19 protein-coding genes are annotated in these 16,919 nt (G+C 70.5%); 14 read left to right on the top strand and 5 right to left on the bottom strand.

Going from position 1 to position 16,919, the window contains the following annotated elements; genetic code table 11:
• The first annotated feature begins 8 nt into the window (after nucleotides 1-8).
• The 7 genes from HUO13_RS31475 (at nucleotide 9) to HUO13_RS31445 (ending at nucleotide 7,104) form a co-directional block, all read left to right on the top strand.
• Nucleotides 9-836, top strand: coding sequence for a F0F1 ATP synthase subunit delta (locus tag HUO13_RS31475; protein WP_211898552.1), 828 nt, complete (start codon nucleotides 9-11; stop codon nucleotides 834-836).
• 68 nt (nucleotides 837-904) lie between these two features.
• Nucleotides 905-2,551 (top strand): F0F1 ATP synthase subunit alpha, encoded by a 1,647-nt coding sequence (atpA, locus tag HUO13_RS31470; RefSeq protein WP_211898551.1) that lies wholly within the window; start codon nucleotides 905-907, stop codon nucleotides 2,549-2,551.
• 11 nt (nucleotides 2,552-2,562) lie between these two features.
• On the top strand, nucleotides 2,563-3,489 hold the full coding sequence (locus tag HUO13_RS31465) for a F0F1 ATP synthase subunit gamma (protein WP_211898550.1): 927 nt from the start codon (nucleotides 2,563-2,565) through the stop codon (nucleotides 3,487-3,489).
• 1 nt (nucleotide 3,490) lies between these two features.
• A complete protein-coding gene (atpD, locus tag HUO13_RS31460) occupies nucleotides 3,491-4,924 on the top strand; it encodes a F0F1 ATP synthase subunit beta (RefSeq protein ID WP_211898549.1) in 1,434 nt (477 codons plus the stop codon).
• 203 nt (nucleotides 4,925-5,127) lie between these two features.
• Nucleotides 5,128-5,493 (top strand): F0F1 ATP synthase subunit epsilon, encoded by a 366-nt coding sequence (locus HUO13_RS31455; RefSeq protein ID WP_211898548.1) that lies wholly within the window; start codon nucleotides 5,128-5,130, stop codon nucleotides 5,491-5,493.
• A gap of 10 nt (nucleotides 5,494-5,503) precedes the next feature.
• The gene (locus HUO13_RS31450) at nucleotides 5,504-5,947 is read left to right on the top strand and encodes a DUF2550 domain-containing protein (protein WP_211898547.1); all 444 of its coding nucleotides are present in this window, start codon (nucleotides 5,504-5,506) and stop codon (nucleotides 5,945-5,947) included.
• 116 nt (nucleotides 5,948-6,063) lie between these two features.
• Nucleotides 6,064-7,104: a hypothetical protein gene (locus HUO13_RS31445; protein ID WP_211898546.1), complete on the top strand. Its 1,041-nt coding sequence runs from the start codon at nucleotides 6,064-6,066 to the stop codon at nucleotides 7,102-7,104.
• On the opposite strand, the gene HUO13_RS31440 is transcribed toward HUO13_RS31445, so the two are convergent.
• Nucleotides 7,101-8,024: a LysR family transcriptional regulator gene (locus tag HUO13_RS31440; protein WP_211898545.1), complete on the bottom strand. Its 924-nt coding sequence runs from the start codon at nucleotides 8,022-8,024 to the stop codon at nucleotides 7,101-7,103. The genes HUO13_RS31445 and HUO13_RS31440 overlap by 4 nt on opposite strands.
• Nucleotides 8,025-8,095: 71 nt before the next feature.
• Here HUO13_RS31440 and HUO13_RS31435 point away from each other — a divergent pair, with 71 nt between their 5' ends.
• Together HUO13_RS31435 and HUO13_RS31430 are read left to right on the top strand one after the other, a co-directional pair.
• A complete protein-coding gene (locus tag HUO13_RS31435; RefSeq protein WP_249124214.1) occupies nucleotides 8,096-8,587 on the top strand; it encodes a GNAT family N-acetyltransferase in 492 nt (163 codons plus the stop codon).
• Nucleotides 8,588-8,615: 28 nt separating this feature from the next.
• Nucleotides 8,616-9,086 (top strand): GNAT family N-acetyltransferase, encoded by a 471-nt coding sequence (locus tag HUO13_RS31430; RefSeq protein WP_211898543.1) that lies wholly within the window; start codon nucleotides 8,616-8,618, stop codon nucleotides 9,084-9,086.
• A gap of 152 nt (nucleotides 9,087-9,238) precedes the next feature.
• Here the strand turns inward: HUO13_RS31430 and HUO13_RS31425 are convergent, their stop codons facing one another.
• The gene (locus HUO13_RS31425; protein WP_211898542.1) at nucleotides 9,239-9,811 is read right to left on the bottom strand and encodes a cob(I)yrinic acid a,c-diamide adenosyltransferase; all 573 of its coding nucleotides are present in this window, start codon (nucleotides 9,809-9,811) and stop codon (nucleotides 9,239-9,241) included.
• A gap of 161 nt (nucleotides 9,812-9,972) precedes the next feature.
• Between HUO13_RS31425 and murA the strand changes: the two genes are divergently transcribed.
• The 5 genes from murA (at nucleotide 9,973) to ehuA (ending at nucleotide 14,511) form a co-directional block, all read left to right on the top strand.
• Nucleotides 9,973-11,229 carry a UDP-N-acetylglucosamine 1-carboxyvinyltransferase gene (gene murA, locus HUO13_RS31420; RefSeq protein ID WP_211898541.1) on the top strand — a complete coding sequence of 419 codons (1,257 nt, stop codon included), beginning with the start codon at nucleotides 9,973-9,975 and terminating at the stop codon, nucleotides 11,227-11,229.
• Between the two features lie 151 nt (nucleotides 11,230-11,380).
• Nucleotides 11,381-12,286, top strand: a complete 906-nt coding sequence (gene ehuB / locus HUO13_RS31415) for an ectoine/hydroxyectoine ABC transporter substrate-binding protein EhuB (RefSeq protein WP_211898540.1) — start codon at nucleotides 11,381-11,383, stop codon at nucleotides 12,284-12,286.
• Between the two features lie 12 nt (nucleotides 12,287-12,298).
• Nucleotides 12,299-13,006 (top strand): ectoine/hydroxyectoine ABC transporter permease subunit EhuC, encoded by a 708-nt coding sequence (gene ehuC / locus HUO13_RS31410; RefSeq protein WP_211898539.1) that lies wholly within the window; start codon nucleotides 12,299-12,301, stop codon nucleotides 13,004-13,006.
• Nucleotides 13,003-13,665: an ectoine/hydroxyectoine ABC transporter permease subunit EhuD gene (ehuD, locus tag HUO13_RS31405; RefSeq protein ID WP_211898538.1), complete on the top strand. Its 663-nt coding sequence runs from the start codon at nucleotides 13,003-13,005 to the stop codon at nucleotides 13,663-13,665. Before ehuC ends, ehuD begins: the two co-directional genes overlap by 4 nt.
• A 27-nt stretch (nucleotides 13,666-13,692) precedes the next feature.
• Nucleotides 13,693-14,511, top strand: a complete 819-nt coding sequence (gene ehuA, locus HUO13_RS31400; protein ID WP_211898537.1) for an ectoine/hydroxyectoine ABC transporter ATP-binding protein EhuA — start codon at nucleotides 13,693-13,695, stop codon at nucleotides 14,509-14,511.
• A gap of 74 nt (nucleotides 14,512-14,585) precedes the next feature.
• On the opposite strand, the gene HUO13_RS31395 is transcribed toward ehuA, so the two are convergent.
• Genes HUO13_RS31395 through HUO13_RS31385 form a run of 3 tightly spaced genes read right to left on the bottom strand, consistent with a single transcriptional unit; the run spans nucleotide 14,586 to nucleotide 16,916 of the window.
• A complete protein-coding gene (locus tag HUO13_RS31395) occupies nucleotides 14,586-15,146 on the bottom strand; it encodes an NUDIX domain-containing protein (RefSeq protein ID WP_211898536.1) in 561 nt (186 codons plus the stop codon).
• Between the two features lie 55 nt (nucleotides 15,147-15,201).
• Nucleotides 15,202-16,041, bottom strand: coding sequence for a carbohydrate ABC transporter permease (locus HUO13_RS31390; RefSeq protein WP_211898535.1), 840 nt, complete (start codon nucleotides 16,039-16,041; stop codon nucleotides 15,202-15,204).
• The gene (locus HUO13_RS31385; RefSeq protein ID WP_211903294.1) at nucleotides 16,038-16,916 is read right to left on the bottom strand and encodes a carbohydrate ABC transporter permease; all 879 of its coding nucleotides are present in this window, start codon (nucleotides 16,914-16,916) and stop codon (nucleotides 16,038-16,040) included. The genes HUO13_RS31390 and HUO13_RS31385 overlap by 4 nt, the downstream gene beginning before the upstream one ends.
• Nucleotides 16,917-16,919 lie beyond the last annotated feature (3 nt).

Raw genomic sequence — 16,919 nt, 5'->3', positions numbered from 1 at the left:
GCTGAGAGTTGAGCACCCTCGTGAACGCCGCGAGCCGCGACGCACTGGCAGCCACCGAGCTGCAGCTGCTGCAGGCCACCGACGGGGCCGCGGCCGCGGAGATCACCGGGCTCGCCGACGAGCTGTTCGGCGTGGCCGAGCTGCTGCGCCGGGAGGCCACTCTGCGGCGGGCGCTCGCCGACGCCTCGACGGACCCGCGGACCAGGGAGGACCTGGCCCGCGGGCTTCTGGCGGACAGGCTCGGCGGCCGCGCGCTGCCGGTCGTGGTTGAGGCGGTCCGGTCGCGCTGGTCGAGCGCGAAGGACCTGATCAGCGGCCTGGAACGGTTGGCCCGCACCGCCCTGCTGGTGCAGGCTGAACGTGCCGGGCGGCTCGATGCGGTGGAGGACGAGCTGTTCCGCCTCGGTCGCATCATCGGTGGCCAGGTCGACCTGGAGCGCTTGCTGTCGGACCCGACCACGAGCGCCGAGGGCAAGGAGGCCGTCGTCGACCAGCTCATCGCGGGCAAGGTCGAGGAGGTCACCCAGAGCCTGGTCCGCCAGCTCGTCACGCACCCCCAGGGCCGCGTGAGCGACGGGCTGGAGGAGCTCGCGGAGCTGTCGGCCAAGCGCCGGGAGCGTTCCGTCGCGCACGTCCGGTCCGCGACCCCGCTCAGCGAGGAGCAGCAGCAGCGGCTGGCCAGCACGCTGCAGCGGATCTACTCCCGCCCGATCGCGATCCACCTCGAGGTGGACCCCGATCTCGGTGGCGGGCTGATGGTCCGCGTCGGTGACGAGATCATCGACGGCAGCGTCGTGGGACGCCTGCAGTCCCTGCGCCGCGACCTCGCCGACTAGGGCCGTCCCAGACGGCACGCCCGAACCCGAACTCCCTTCCAAGAACGAACCGAGAGCAGGAACGAGACATGGCGGAGCTGACGATCTCGTCGGACGAGATCCGCAGTGCGATCGAGAAGTACGTCTCCAGCTACTCCCCGGAGGTCAGCCGCGAGGAGGTCGGAGTCGTCACCGATACCGGTGACGGCATCGCCCATGTCGAGGGCCTGCCTTCGGTCATGACCGAGGAGCTGCTGGAGTTCCCCGGCGGCATCTACGGCGTCGCGATGAACCTGGAGGCCCAGGAAGTCGGCGCGGTCATCCTTGGTGAGTCGGACAAGATCGAGGAGGGCCAGGAGGTCCGCCGGACCGGCAAGGTGCTGTCGGTCCCGGTGGGCGACTCCTTCCTCGGCCGCGTGGTGAACCCGCTGGGTGAGCCCATCGACGGCCTGGGTGAGGTCGCCGCCGAGGAGCAGCGCGCGCTGGAGCTGCAGGCCGCGACGGTCGTGCAGCGCCAGGGCGTCTCCGAGCCGATGCAGACCGGCATCAAGGCCATCGACTCCATGACGCCGATCGGCCGCGGTCAGCGGCAGCTGATCATCGGCGACCGCAAGACCGGCAAGACCACGGTCGCGGTCGACACGATCATCAACCAGAAGGGCAACTGGGAGAGCGGCGACCCGCAGAAGCAGGTCCGCTGCATCTACGTCGCGATCGGCCAGAAGGGCTCCACGATCGCCGGCGTGAAGCGCTCCCTGGAAGAGGCCGGTGCGCTGGACTACACCACCATCGTCGCCGCCCCCGCGTCGGACTCGCCCGGTCTGAAGTGGCTGGCCCCCTACGCCGGTTCGGCCATCGGCCAGCACTGGATGTACCAGGGCAAGCACGTCCTGATCGTCTTCGACGACCTCACCAAGCAGGCCGAGGCCTACCGCGCGATCTCGCTGCTGCTGCGGCGCCCGCCGGGCCGCGAGGCCTACCCGGGTGACGTCTTCTACCTGCACTCCCGTCTGCTCGAGCGCTGCGCGAAGCTCTCCGACGAGATGGGCGCCGGCTCGATGACCGGTCTGCCGATCATCGAGACCAAGGCCAACGACGTGTCGGCCTACATCCCGACCAACGTCATCTCCATCACCGACGGCCAGTGCTTCCTGCAGTCGGACCTGTTCAACTCGGGTCAGCGCCCGGCCATCGACGTCGGTATCTCGGTCTCCCGAGTCGGTGGTTCCGCGCAGATCAAGGCGATGAAGTCGGTCACCGGTTCGCTCAAGATCGACCTGGCGCAGTTCCGCGAGCTGGAGGCGTTCTCCGCCTTCGCTTCCGACCTCGACGCCACGTCGAAGGCCCAGCTCGACCGCGGCGCCCGGCTGATGGAGGTCCTCAAGCAGGGCCAGGGCGAGCCGCTGCCGGTCGAGGAGGAGGTCGTGTCCCTGTTCCTGGGCACCAAGGGCCACCTCGACTCGGTGCCGGTGGAGGACGTGCGGCGCTTCGAGGCGGACTTCCTGGCGCACCTGCGGCGCAGCCACGACACCGTCCTCAAGGACATCGTGGAGTCCAAGAAGCTCTCCGACGACGGCGCCAAGACCATCGCCGACGCGGCGGAGGAGTTCAAGAAGCAGTTCACCACCACCTCGGGTGAGTCGGCCGCGCCGAGCGAGCCCGACGCCGAAGCCCTCGCCGCCGACGAGGTCGGGCAGGAGACCGTGAAGGTCAACCGCCCGGCCCCGAAGAAGTGACCGGATAGCTCATGGCTCAACTTCGGGAACTCCGGAACCGGATTCGGTCGGTCAAGTCGACCCGGAAGATCACCAAGGCGCAGGAGCTCATCGCTACCTCGCGCATCATGAAGGCGCAGGCCAGGGTGGAGGCGTCTCGTCCGTACGCCGACGAGATCACCAACGTCCTGACCGCGCTGGCCGACGCCAGCACGCTGGACCACCCGCTGCTCAACGAGCGCGACAACCCCAAGCGGGCGGGCGTGCTGGTGGTCACCAGTGACCGCGGCTTCTGCGGTGGCTACAACTCCAACGTGCTGCGCGCGGCCGAAGAGCTCCAGACGCTGCTCCGCGAGCAGGGCAAGACCCCGGTGCTCTACGTGGTCGGGCGCAAGGGCGAGGCGTACTACCGCTTCCGCCAGCGGGAGATCGCCAAGAGCTGGACCGGGTTCACCGACCGGCCCGACTACAGCGACGCTGCCGACATCGGCGAGACCCTGGTCAAGGCCTTCCTGGCGGGCGCCGACGACTACCTGGACGATGGCGGCCCGGACGGTACGCTGGGTGTGGATGAGCTGCACCTGGTGCACACGGAGTTCGTCTCCATGATCAACCAGAAGCCGTCGGTCAAGCGGGTCGCCCCGCTGGAGGTGGAGTACTCGGAGGAGCCGCAGAAGACCCTGCGCCCGGTCTACGACTTCGAGCCGGACGCGGACACCCTCTTCAAGGCTCTGCTGCCGAAGTACATCAACACCCGCCTGTTCGCCGGACTGCTGGACGCGGCGGCGTCGGAGCACGCGGCCCGCCGTACGGCCATGAAGTCGGCGACCGACAACGCGGACGAGATCATCCGCACGCTCAGCCGTGAGGCCAACCAGGCCCGCCAGGCCCAGATCACCCAGGAAATCAGCGAGATCGTCGGCGGTGTCGAGGCGCTCTCGTCAGCAGGAAGTGAGTGACATGACCGCAACTGCCACTAGCACTGCTACTGGCACCGGCCGCGTCGTCCGGGTCCTCGGCCCGGTCGTGGACGTCGAGTTCCCGCGGGACCAGGTGCCTGACCTCTACAACGCCCTCACCGTGGAGATCACCGCCGAGGGCATGGCCAAGACGCTGACGCTCGAGGTCGCCCAGCACCTGGGTGACGCCGTGGTCCGGACGATCTCCATGCAGCCCACCCAGGGCCTGGTGCGCGGCGTCGCGGTCACCGACTCCGGCGCGGGCATCTCGGTGCCGGTCGGTGACGTCGTCAAGGGCCACGTGTTCAACGCCCTCGGCCACTGCCTCGACGAGCCCGGCTACGGCTCGGACGCCGAGCGCTGGACCATCCACCGCAAGGCGCCGTCGTTCGACCAGCTCGAGGGCAAGACCGAGATGCTGGAGACCGGCATCAAGGTGATCGACCTGCTCACCCCGTACGTGCAGGGTGGCAAGATCGGTCTGTTCGGTGGTGCCGGTGTCGGCAAGACGGTGCTCATCCAGGAGATGATCCGCCGGGTCGCCAAGAACTTCGGTGGTACCTCGGTGTTCGCCGGTGTCGGTGAGCGCACCCGTGAGGGCAACGACCTCTGGGTCGAGATGGCGGAGTCCGGCGTTCTCGCCGACACCGCGCTGGTCTTCGGCCAGATGGACGAGCCGCCGGGAACCCGTATGCGGGTCGCGCTGTCGGCGCTGACGATGGCCGAGTACTTCCGCGACGTCCAGCAGCAGGACGTGCTGCTGTTCATCGACAACATCTTCCGGTTCACCCAGGCCGGCCAGGAGGTCTCGACCCTGCTGGGCCGGATGCCCTCCGCGGTGGGCTACCAGCCGACGCTGGCCGACGAGATGGGTGAGCTGCAGGAGCGGATCACCTCGACCCGGGGTCGTTCGATCACCTCGATGCAGGCGATCTACGTGCCCGCCGACGACTACACCGACCCGGCGCCGGCCACGACCTTCGCCCACCTGGACGCGACGACGGAGCTTTCCCGTCCGATCTCCCAGAAGGGCATCTACCCGGCGGTCGACCCGCTGGCTTCCAGCTCCACCATCCTCGACCCGTCGATCGTCGGCGAGGAGCACTACCGGGTGGCGCAGGAGGTCAAGCGGATCCTGCAGAAGTACAAGGAACTGCAGGACATCATCGCCATCCTCGGTATGGACGAACTGTCCGAAGAGGACAAGGTGACGGTGCAGCGGGCGCGTCGCATCGAGCGCTACCTGTCGCAGAACTTCTTCGTGGCCAAGCAGTTCACCGGCCAGGACGGCTCGTTCGTCCCGCTGAAGGAGACCATCGAGGCCTTCGACAAGCTCTGCAAGGGCGACTTCGACCACTTCCCGGAGCAGGCGTTCATGTCCATCGGTGGCCTGGACGACCTGGAGCAGGCGTACAAGAAGCTCACCGAGAAGTGAGCGGTTGGTGGTGCCCGCGGCCGGCAGGCCGCGGGCACCACCGCATCGCCGGGTCGGGGTCCGAGGCGGGCCCCGGCCCTTTTTCGGCACGGCGGGCGCACGCCCCGGTGCCGCGGCGCGGGTCCGGTGGGGGCCCGGCCAGTCACTACCGCCCGGCAGGCATTGGCTAGACTGCGGGCACACACCCGACAAAGGAGACGCGCGTGGCCAACATGTCCGTCCAATTGGTCGCCGTCGAGCGCCGCCTGTGGTCTGGTGAGGCGACCGCCGTGGTGGCACAGACCACCGAGGGCGAGATCGGCATCCTTGCCGGGCACGAGCCGGTGCTGGGCCAGCTCGTCGAGGGTGGCGTCGTCAAGATCACGACCCCCGAGAAGGAGACCGTCACCGCGGCCGTGCACGGCGGCTTCCTGTCGGTCACCGCCGACGGTGTGAGCGTGCTCGCCGAGTCCGCGGAGCTGGCGGACGAGATCGACGTCGCGCAGGCGCGCGAGGACGTCAAGCGTGGTGATGAGCAGGCCAGGGCGCGGGCGCTGAGCAGACTGCGGGCGGCCGGACACTCGTCCTGACGGGCCGCGCATGGGGTCCCCGGTCGTGTGGTTGGCAGTCGTGGTCGGGCTGTTGCTCGCCGCGGCTCTGTGCGTCACGGCGCTGGCTTGGCGCCGTCTGAAGCAGCTGCGCGCCGGGGGCATCGATGTCGCCCTGCGCACCCGCGAGGACGACCGGGGCAGGGGCTGGCACCTCGGTGTCGGCCACTACCGCGGTGAGGAGTTCGTCTGGTACCGGGTGCTGAGCCTGAGGTCGGGGCCGAACCTGGTTCTGAACCGCAGCGTGGTGGAGATCGCGTGCCGCCGGGATCCGTCGGTGGCCGAGGTCTACGCGATGCCGGCGGGCGCGACCGTGCTGGACCTGACCGGCCCGGGGAGGCACCTGGAGGTCGCCATGGGGGCGGATGCGCTGACGGGCTTCCTGTCCTGGCTGGAGTCGGCTCCGCCGGGGCGTTCGGTGCCCTGGGCGTCGTGAGAGGTTTCTGGGGAGATTCGCAGGGTCCCGATCGGGGCCCTGTTTTTGTTTTCGGGGTCCTGCCGAGTCCGGTTTTTCACGTGCGTCGGCATTGGCCCCGTCGTTACCGTCGCGGCATGGGAGACGATCTCGCGCGAGAGCTGGTGTCGGGTGTTCGCGGCCGCCGGTTGTGCTGGGAGCTGCTCCAGGGCCAGCTTTCGCGCACGTCGGCGTGGACAGCGTTGCGGATGGGGTGGTCGCGGCCGGGCGACGAGGACCTGCTTTCCGAGCTGACGGCGTTCGTGGGCGACTTCGACGCCCATGGCATCGCCGACCGGCTGTTGGGCGTGCTCGAAGAGTCGGTCGCCTCGGCCAGGTACTGGCAGGAGCCGGACGAGATCGACCAGGGGCTCGCGTTGCCGGGGATGGACGGCGCCCTGCTTCCGGTGGCGCGGCAGGTGACCGCGGCGGCCCCGGACTGGTGGTCGGACGACGTCGCCATCGACGACCAGTGGATCGTGGACCTGCGCGGGTCGGAGCCAGGTGCGGCGCTGGACGGCGGTGTCGCCGGGAAGCTCGCGCAGTGGCGGGAGCACGCGGTCCAGTGGGAGCGGCGGTGGGAGGGCTACACCAGTGACCTGAGGGTGAACCTCAGCGGTTACTGGTGGTCGACTCCCAACCAGGCGGTGGTGGAGCTGCCCTCGACGACGCGGAAGCAGCCCGGCGGTGGTCCCGTCGGACTGAGCCTGGTCGAGGACGGGATGGGGTGGACCTCGCTGCACTGCGCTCCGGTCGCGGTGCGCGGCGAGGCCCGGGTGTTCGAGGTCACCTGCCCGCGGGACTGGGCCGAGCTGGTTTCGCGCTACCCGATGGACGTGACCGCGTCCAGGCGCCACGACTGGTGGCGGACGACGGGGGTCGACGGCCGGTGGCTGCTGCCGGACTACGCCGCTGCCGGTCGCGACTTCGACGCCGTGCACCTGACCACGTGGGGATACCTGACCACCGCGGGAGAGGCGGTGGAGGCCGGGGACGCGGGCACGGTCCTCGCGGGCTGGAACCCGGACGAGACCTACTGGCTGACAGACCGCCTCCAGGTGTCCGGCCCCACCGAGCACTGGACCCGGGACGAGGCCCACGAGTCACCGTGGGTACGAGCGGCCGGAGTGACGGGCTAGCGGTCACCCTCGAAGCGCTCGGCCAGCTCCGCGCACAGGTTCTCCAGCAGCCGCAGGCAGACCTCGGTCAGGGGAGCGTGCCCCGCGCTGGCCGGGACGACGGCGTGGATGCGGCGGAACAGGCCCGGCTCGGACAGCGGCCGGTGCACGGTCCCGGGCGTCTCGCTGATCGCGAGCCTGGGGATGAAGGCCACCGCCACCCCGGCGGACACGACAGCCTGGGCGACGGCGTAGGACTCCGACTCGAACGGGACGTTCGGCAGGAAGCCCTGCGCGCGCGTGGCCTCTTCGAGCTGCCGCCGGTTGGGCAGCGTGCGTGGTGCGGCCGCCCACGGCTCGTCGGCGAAGTCCGCCAGCCGCAGCACCGGCCGGTCGGCGAGCCGGTGGTCGGCGGGCAGGACGGCGCGGACCGGATCGTCGACCAGCGCGACCAGGCGCACGCCCGGCGGTGCCTCCAGCGCGGTCCCGTACTCGCCGACCAGCGCCAGGTCCAGCTCGTGCTTGCCGACCAGCGCCAGGCCCTCCACCGGGCCCAGGTCGACGACCGACAGCTCGGCGCCGGGGTGCCGGTGCCTGAGCGCGGCGAGGACGTCGGGCAGCAGCGCGAGGCCGGCCGTGGGGAAGGCGCCGAGCCGGAGGCGGTCGCGGTGCTGGTCGAGGTAGTCAGCGGTCTCGGCGTCGGCCCGGCGCACGGCGTCGGCGATGCGCTCGGCGTGCTCGGCCAGCCGGGCTCCCAGCGGTGTCAGGCGGGCACCGTGCGGGAGGCGTTCGACCAGCTGCGCGCCTACCTCGGCTTCGAGGCGGGCGAGCTGCTGCGAGACGGCGGGCGGTGTCCGGCCCGTCTGCTCCGCGGCGCGCGTCACGCTGCCCTGCTCGCGGATCGCCAGCAGGACGAGGAGGCGGGACGGATCGACGGCCATGAAGCATCACTTTAGGAGCCCGAAGCTTCGGTAAATGGATGTGAACGGCCGTCCGGGTGAGACTGGTCGGTGTGATTGACGCTTCCGACCAGCAGACCCAGCCGTTCACGATCGACGCCGAGCCGATCGACAGCCCCGACTCCCAGCAGGTGCTCGCCCGCTACGTGGCCGAGCTCGGCGAGCGCTTCCCCGCGGGCTTCGACACCGGCCGGGCCGCACCTCCCGCACCCGGCGATTTCACTCCGCCGACCGGGGTGTTCCTGGTGGTCAGGCTCGACGGGCGTGCCGTGGGCTGCGGGGCTCTGCGCACCGAGGCCGGCGAGGTGGGTGAGATCCGGCGCATGTGGATCTCGGGTGAGCTGCGCGGCAGGGGTGCGGGGCGGGCGCTGCTGGCGGAGCTCGAGCGCCGTGCGCGCGCGCTCGGGTGCCGCCGGGTCAGGCTCGACACCGCCGCCGAGCTGCACGAGGCCAGGAAGCTCTACGAGTCGTCGGGCTACGTCGAGATCCCCGCCTACAACGACAACTCCTACGCCCGGCACTGGTTCGAAAAGACGTTGGAATGACGTGGTCAGCGGCGCCTAGGCTGGCCGGGTGCGGATCGAGCTCGCCGGCTACCGGCACCCCGACGCCAAGCGCCTGATCGAGGACCTGCAGCGGGTCTACCTCGACCGGTACGGCGAGGAGGACCGCACGCCGGTGGACCCCGCCGAGTTCGAGCCGCCGCGCGGGGTGTTCCTGCTCGGGTACCTCGAGGGGCGCGCGGTGGCCTCGGGAGGCTTCCGGGTGCTCGACAGCGGTCAGCCCGGGTTCCGCGATGGCGACGTGGAGCTGAAGCGGATGTACACCGCGCCCGAGGTGCGGGGACGCGGGCTGTCCCGCCTGATGCTGGCGGAGCTGGAGGCCAGGGCCGCGGCGGCGGGCCACCGGCGGATCGTGCTGGAGACCGGTAACCGCCAGCCGGAGGCGATCGCGCTCTACGAGTCGGCGGGGTACCAGGAGGTCGAGAAGTTCGGCGTCTACCGGCACGAGCCGGACAGCGTGTACCTGGGCAAGACGATCTGACGGTCCTGGCAGCACAAGCAGCCGCTGCCCGGCGGCCGGAGGCGCTCAGCCTCCACACGCCTCCGAACCGCCGACACGCCGAACTGCCCCTCCAGGCGGCTGAGGTTTCGCCAGGCGACCCACTGCGCGAGCCACATCTGCAACACGTCGTCCTAGGCGTTGCCGCCCGGCTTCCACAGCACGTCGCCCTCCGGGTTGGCCACCCGCGCGAGGATGAACAGCAGGTCCGAGAGGCGGTTGAGGTACTTGGCGGGCAGCACGCTCGTCCGGTCGGGATCGGCCTCGACCAGGGCCCACGAAGCCCGCTCCGCGCGCCTGGCCACGCAGCGGGCCTGGTGCAGCAGGGCGGCGCCGGGCGTGCCGCCGGGCAGGATGAACGAGTCGAGCTTGCCCAGCCGCTCGTTGTAGCTGTCACACCAGCCTTCGAGCCGCTCTACGTAGCTCTCGGTGATGCGCAGCGGCGGGTACGCCGGTGCCTCGACGACCGGCGTGGAGAGGTCGGCGCCGACGTCGAACAGGTCGTTCTGCACCGCCCGCAGCACCTCGGCGACGTCGGGGGAGAAGGCCGCGGTGGCCAGCGCCACGCCCAGCACCGAGTTCGTCTCGTCCACGTCGGCGTAGGCGATCAGGCGCGGGTCGGTCTTGCTGACCAGGGAGTTGTCCGACAACCGCGTCCGTCCGCCGTCACCGGCCCGGGTGTAGATCTTCGTGAGGTGGACTGCCATACCCACAGACTATGCGGCAACGGGTGGGCGGCGGGGCCCTGCGAGAGCCGACGGCCCTTCCGCGCGGGCGGCGAGCGCCGCGCGAGAGCGGTTTCCGCGGGCCGGCCCCACGGGCGCCCCGCTCCGTGGCGCGGCGGAGCGTGGCCGTAACCTGGCTGCTCGTGAGTGAGCACTTCCGTGTGCACGGCGGAGCGCGCCTCGTCGGCGAGGTCGACGTGGTCGGGGCCAAGAACAGCGTGCTGAAGCTGATGGCGGCGGCCCTGCTGGCCGAGGGCACCACGACGATCACCAACTGCCCCGAGATCCTCGACGTCCCGCTGATGGGCGACGTGCTGCGCAGCCTCGGCTGCGAGGTCGTGATCGACGGCGGTACGGCGACCATCACGACCCCCGCCGAGATCAGCCACGAGGCGATCTCGCCCTCGATGGGCAAGCTCCGCGCGTCGGTGTGCGTGCTCGGCCCGCTGGTGGCCCGCTGCCGCCGCGCGGTGGTGACGCTGCCCGGCGGCGACGCGATCGGCTCCCGCCCGCTGGACATGCACCAGAACGGCCTGCGCCAGCTCGGCGCGACCAGCCACATCGAGCACGGCGCGGTGGTCGCCGAGGCCGAGAACCTGCACGGCGCGCAGATCTGGCTGGACTTCCCCAGCGTGGGCGCGACCGAGAACATCCTGATGGCCTCGGTGCTGGCCGAGGGCACCACGGTGATCGACAACGCCGCCCGCGAGCCGGAGATCGTCGACCTCTGCGTGATGTTGCAGCAGATGGGCGCCAAGATCGAGGGCGCGGGCACCTCCACGCTGACCGTGCACGGGGTCAGCTCGCTCAAGGCCGTGGAGCACCGCGTGATCGGCGACCGCATCGTGGGCGCCACCTGGGCGTTCGCCGCCGCGGCCACGCGCGGTGACATCCGGGTCACCGGCGTCGACCCGCGGCACGTGAACCTGGTGCTGGAGAAGCTGCGCAGCGCGGGCGCCGAGGTGACCACCGACGAGCAGGGCTTCCGCGTGGTGATGGGCGAGCGCCCGGGGGCCGTCGACTACGTCACGCTGCCCTTCCCGGGCTTCCCGACCGACCTGCAGCCGATGGCGCTGGCGCTGTCGGCGGTGGCCGACGGCACCTCGATGATCACCGAGAACCTGTTCGAGTCGCGGTTCCGGTTCATCGAGGAGCTGGTCCGGATGGGTGCCGACGCGCGCACCGACGGCCACCACGCGGTCGTGCGTGGCCTGGACCGGCTGTCGAGCGCGCCGGTGTGGGCCTCCGACATCCGCGCCGGGGTGGGGCTGGTGCTGGCCGGGCTGTGCGCCGACGGCGTGACGGAGGTGTGGGACGTCTTCCACATCGACCGGGGCTACCCGAACTTCGTGGAGAACCTGCGCGGCCTGGGCGCGGAAATCGAACGAGTGAGCGCCTGACCCCCCTTCCGTACCGGGGCTCGCCCCGCAGGTGACGCAGGGTGCGGTTCGCTCGGGTCGCGGTGGGCCGACCGGAGTAGTACACCTACGTTCAGTGAACGGGTCACATCGACCGGTGTGATCCCGCCGCCGGACGAGGGAGGCCGCTCCGGTGCGTGCAGCGACTCTCGACAGACGGAACTTCCTGCTGGGGGCAGCCGGAGGCGCGTTCGCCGTGCTGGCCGCCACGGCGTGCTCCCGCGTGGAGCTGGGCGCCGAGCCCGACGGCGGCACGCTCCTGGAGCGCCTGCGCGAGCGCGGCGAGGTGCGGGTCGGGTTCGCCAACGAGTCGCCGTACGGGTTCATCAACTCCGACGCCGAGCTGACCGGTGAGTCGCCCGAGGTGGCCAGGGTGATCTACCGGCGGCTGGGCGTGGACCGGCTGGTGCCCATCCCGTCGGAGTTCGGCGCGCTGATCGCGGGGCTCAAGGTCGGCCTGTTCGACATGATCGGGGCGGGGATGTCGGTGACGCCGACCCGGTGCAAGGAGGTCCTGTTCACCAACCCCGAGTTCATCGCGCCGGCGGCGTTCCTGGTGCCGGCGGGCAACCCGCGGGGCATCCGGACCTTCAACGACGTCGCGGCCCAGCCCGACTTCCGGCTGGGCGTGCTGATCGGCGCGGTGGAGGCCGACTACGCCGAGGCGTCGGGCGTGCCGAAGAACCGCATCACCCCCTACGCCGACCAGCCCAGCGGGCTGGACGCGGTGCTGACCGACCGGGTCGACGGCTTCGCGCTGACCACCATCTCGCTCAGGGACGCGCTCTCCAAGCGCCAGGACTCGCCGCTGGAGATCACGCCGGGGTTCGTGCCGATCGTCGAGGGTCGGCCCGAGTACACCGCGGGCGCCTTCGCGTTCCTGCCCGACCAGCACAACATCGTCAACGCCTTCAACCAGCAGCTCGCCGAGCTCAAGGCCAGCGGCGAGCTGCTGCGGATCATGGCGCCGTTCGGCTTCTCGCAGGAGGAGATGACCAACCTCACCAGCGCCGAGCTGTGCAGCGTCCCGGCGAGCTGAGAGGGGGAGACGATGCTGTCCGCGGCTCTGATCGGCAGGCTCCTCGAGGGAGCGCTCTACACGATCTACCTGACCCTGGGCGGTGCCGCCCTCGGCCTGGTCTTCGCGTTCGCGGCCGGCCTGGCGCGCGGCGCGAGGTCCAGGCTGCTGCGCGGGATCGGCTTCGTCTACATCGAGTTCTTCCGCGGCGCGGCGGTCATCGTCCTCGCGTTCTGGTTCGTCTACGCGCTGCCGTCGCTGGGCTGGCAGCTCGACCCGCTGTGGGCGGGCATCCTGGCGCTGTCGCTCAACATCGGCGCCTACGGCGCGGAGGTGGTGCGCGGCGCGATCAGGGCGGTGCCGCAGGCGCAGGTCGAGGCCGCCACCGCGCTGAACATGACCGGCTGGCAGCGGATGCGGCGGGTGGTGCTGCCGCAGGCGTTCGTCGCGATGGTGCCGCCGTTCACCAACAACCTCATCGAACTGCTGAAGGCGTCGGCGGTCGTGTCGGTGGTGTCGATCCCGGAGCTGACGTTGCAGGGCCAGCTCGTCCGCAACGGCACGCAGGCGTCGGCGGCGACCTTCGGCGGGCTGCTCATCGGCTACGGGCTCATCGCGCTGGTGTTCATCGGACTGATGCGGATCGTGGAGTTCCGCGCGGCGGCCTCGGTCGGACGACGGCCTGAACCGGGCATCTTCACCAGGATGTGGCGGCAGGCGGGAGCGGGGGCGAGGCCGTGAACTGGGACTGGAACTACGCCGCCGAGATCTTCCCGGTGCTGCTGGACGCGCTGTGGACGGCCATCCAGGCCGCCGTGCTGGGCTACCTGCTCGCGCTGGTGCTCGGGCTCGTCATCGCGCTGCTGCGGCGCAGCCAAGTGCTGTGGATCAGCGTGCCGGTCGGACTGGTCGCGGAGTTCATCCGCGGCACCCCGCTGATCGTGCAGCTGTTCTTCCTCTTCTTCGTGCTGCCCGAGGTCGGCATCCGGATGTCGCCGCTGCTGACCGGAGTCGTCGGACTCGGGCTGCACTACGCGACCTACGTCGCCGAGGTGTACCGGGCGGGCATCGACGGCGTGCCCGCCGGGCAGTGGGAGGCGGCGAAGGCGCTGAACCTGCCGACCCGCCGGGTGTGGACCGACGTCATCCTGCCGCAGGCGGTCCCGCGCTCCATCCCGGCGCTGGGCAACTACCTGATCGCCCTGTTCAAGGACGTGCCGCAGCTGGTGGCGATCACCGTGCTGGAGCCCTTCACCGTCGCCAGGGAGATCACCGCGGACAGCTTCCGTCCGTTCGAGGCGATCACCCTGGCCGGGTTGCTCTACCTCGCCGTCACGCTGGTCATGTCCTACGTGGGCCGGTTGGCGGAGCGGCGGTTCGGCGAAGTGCGGGCGGTGTGAGCACCGCGCCGGGACCGGGAGGAGACCATGACGCAATCGACCAGCTCGCCAGAGCAGAAGACGACCGGGAGCCAGGCCGACTTCATCCGGTTCGACGAGGTCGGCAAGCGGTTCGGTGACAACGTGGTGCTCGACGACCTGTCGTTCTCGGTCGGCGAGGGCCAGCGCGTGACCCTGATCGGGCCCAGCGGTTCGGGCAAGACCACGATCCTGCGGATGCTGATGACGCTGACCCGGCCGGACTCCGGCACGATCGCGGTCGGCGGCGAGTACCTGTTCCACGAGCAGCGCGACGGCGGGCTCGTACCGGCGACCGAGGCGCACATCCGCCGCGTCCGCGGCCGCATCACGATGGTCTTCCAGCAGTACAACCTGTTCCCGAACATGCGGGTGCTGCGCAACGTCACCGAGGCGCCGATCCACGTGCTCGGCCGATCGAGGGAGGAGGCCGAGCGGAGAGCCCGGGAGCTGCTGGACATGGTCGGGCTGGGCGACAAGCTCGAGTCCTACCCCTCGCAGCTCTCCGGCGGCCAGCAGCAGCGCGTCGCCATCGCGCGGGCGCTGGCGATGGACCCCGACGTGCTGCTGCTGGACGAGATCACCTCCGCGCTCGACCCCGAGCTGGCCGCCGGGGTGCTCGACGTGCTCCGCGACATCGCCCGCACCAGCGACATCACCATGCTGTGCGTGACGCACGCGATGAAGTTCGCCAAGGACGTCTCGGACCAGGTGCTGATGTTCGACGGCGGGCGGATCATCGAGGCCAAGCCGCCGGAGGAGCTGTTCGAGGCGCCCGAGCACGAGCGGACCCGCAGCTTCCTGCGCTCGGTCATCGACGAGACCTGAGCGGGCAGGGCCCGACACGCACCCGTGAGTCTTTCGAGTCGCTATTACGACTCAAGAGACTCACGGGGTGCCGCTCAGTCGCCCGGGGCGGGCGCGGGCGCGGCCACGCCCCGCTCGTGCAGCAGCAGGAGGCTGTAGGCGGCGATCGACTGGGCGTCGGTGACCTCGCCGCTGGTGATCATGCGCTCGAACTCGGCGCGGGGGAACCACGCCGAGTGCATGTCCTGCTCCTCCGGTTCGCGCTCGTGCTCGCCCTCGCTGATGCCGGTGGCCAGGAAGACCCGCCCGCGCTGGCTGGACATCCCGGCCGCCACGTCGAGCACGCCCAGCTCCAGCAGCTGGGCCGCCCGCAGGCCGGTCTCCTCGCGCAGCTCGCGCGCGGCCAGCTCGGTGGGGTCGAGCTCGGCCCGGTCCGGCGCGGTCCCCTGCGGGAACTCCCAACGCCGCATGCCCAGCGGGTAGCGGAACTGCTCGACGAGGTGCACCCGGTCCCCGTCGACGGCGATGACCAGCGAGTAGTCGGGCTTGTCGATCACGCCGTAGATGCCGGCCGAGCCGTCGCCGCGGCGCACGGAGTCCTCGCGCACCGTCATCCAGGCGTTCGCGTACACCTCGCGGCTGTTCGTGGTCTGCATGGGGCCCATCCTGCCTGCCGCCCATCGCGGCGCCGCACAGGGCGCGGTCCCTCCGTCAGCCCTTCACCGCGCCGCTGGCCAGGCCGGAGACGACGGATCGACGGAACACCAGCACCAGGATCGCGATCGGCGCGGTCGCCGAGACCGCCGCGGCGAAGATGGTGCCGTGCGGCACCTCGAAAGAGCTTCCGAACAGCGAGATGCCGACCGGGATGGTGCGGTAGTCGTTCTGCGAGTTGAACGTCAGCGCCATCAGGAACTCCGTCCAGGTGGCGGTGAAGGTGAAGATCGCCGCGGTGAGGATGCCCGGCCGCACCACCGGTACGACGACCTGCACCACCGTGCGGGTGGGACTCGCGCCGTCGACCGTGGCGGCGTCCTCCAGCGCGGTGGGGACGCCGAGCATGTAGTTGCGCATGATCCAGATCGCCAGGGGCAGGTTGAACGCGACGTAGGGGATGATCAGCCCGAGGTGCGAGTTGAGCAGCCCGAGCTGGCGTTCCACCAGGTACAGCGGCGTGACCACGGCGATGGCGGGGAACACCGAGATCATCAGCAGCGCGATCATCAGCGGCCGCCGCCCGCGCATGGGCAGCCGGGCCAGCGCGTAGCCGGCGAAGGTCGCCAGCGACACCACGACCACGGTCGACACGACGCTGACGACGAGGCTGTTGACCACGTAGCCGCCGAAGCCGTTGCCCGCGAACGCCTGGACGTAGTTGTCCGCCGTCGGGTCCGACGGCCACGGCGTCGGTGGGGTGGCGCCCAGCTCGGCGCCGCCCTTCAGCGAGTTGACCACCATCCAGTACAGCGGTGCGGCGGTGGCCACGACGAGCACCAGCGCGCCGAGGTTGACCAGGTTGAAGACGCGGCGTGCGCCGCTTCTGCGCGTCATGCGAGGTCCTCCTTGCCGACCTGGGCGCGGAACGCCTTGAGGAACAGCAGGCAGCCGCCGATCACCAGCACCCCGGTGCTGGTGGCGATCGCCGCTCCCGGCCCGATGTGCAGGTCCTGGAACAGGGTCTTGTAGCCGAGGATCGCCAGCGACTGCGTCGCGGTCCCCGGCCCGCCGGTGGTGAGCACGAACGGCAGGTCGAACACCCCGAACGCCTGCAGGATGCGGAACAGCACCGCGACGGCCAGCGTGGACTTCAGCTGCGGCAGGGTGACCCGCCAGAACGTCGTCCACGCGTTCGCGCCGTCGATCTCGGCGGACTCGTAGACCTCGCGGGAGAGCATCACCAGACCGGCCAGCACGATGATCGTGACGAACGGCGTGGTCTTCCAGATGTCGGCGACCATCATGCCGGTGATCGCCGGGACCGGGGTGCCGAGGATGATCGGCGCCGTGCCGAACAGCGCCTCCAGCAGCCAGGTCGCCACCCCGTAGGTGGAGTTGTAGATGAAACCCCAGAGCTGCGCGGAGATCACCGTGATCATCGACCACGGGATGAGCAGCAGCGCGAGCAGCCACCCCCGCGCCGCGCCGAGCCGTTCCAGCACCAGCGCGGCGAGCACGCCGAGCACCAGCTCGATGGCGACCGTGACGACCGTGTAGAAGAACGTGAACAGCACGGCGTAGTGCCACTCCGACGACTGGAACAGCGCGACGTAGTTGTCCAGCGTCAGCTCCTCGACCCGGAACCCGCCGTAGGTGACGCGGACCCGGGTGAAGCTGAGGACGACGGAGAACAGGATCGGGAAGATCGTCACCGCCAGCACCACGGCCAGCGCGGGTGCGGTGTAGAGCCAGCCCAGGCGGGCACGCATGGC

It is taken from the genome of Saccharopolyspora erythraea (assembly GCF_018141105.1).
Lineage (GTDB): Bacteria > Actinomycetota > Actinomycetes > Mycobacteriales > Pseudonocardiaceae > Saccharopolyspora_D > Saccharopolyspora_D erythraea_A.
Note: the sequence above shows the minus strand (reverse complement) of the source record. Positions and strands in the feature narration are given on the sequence as shown.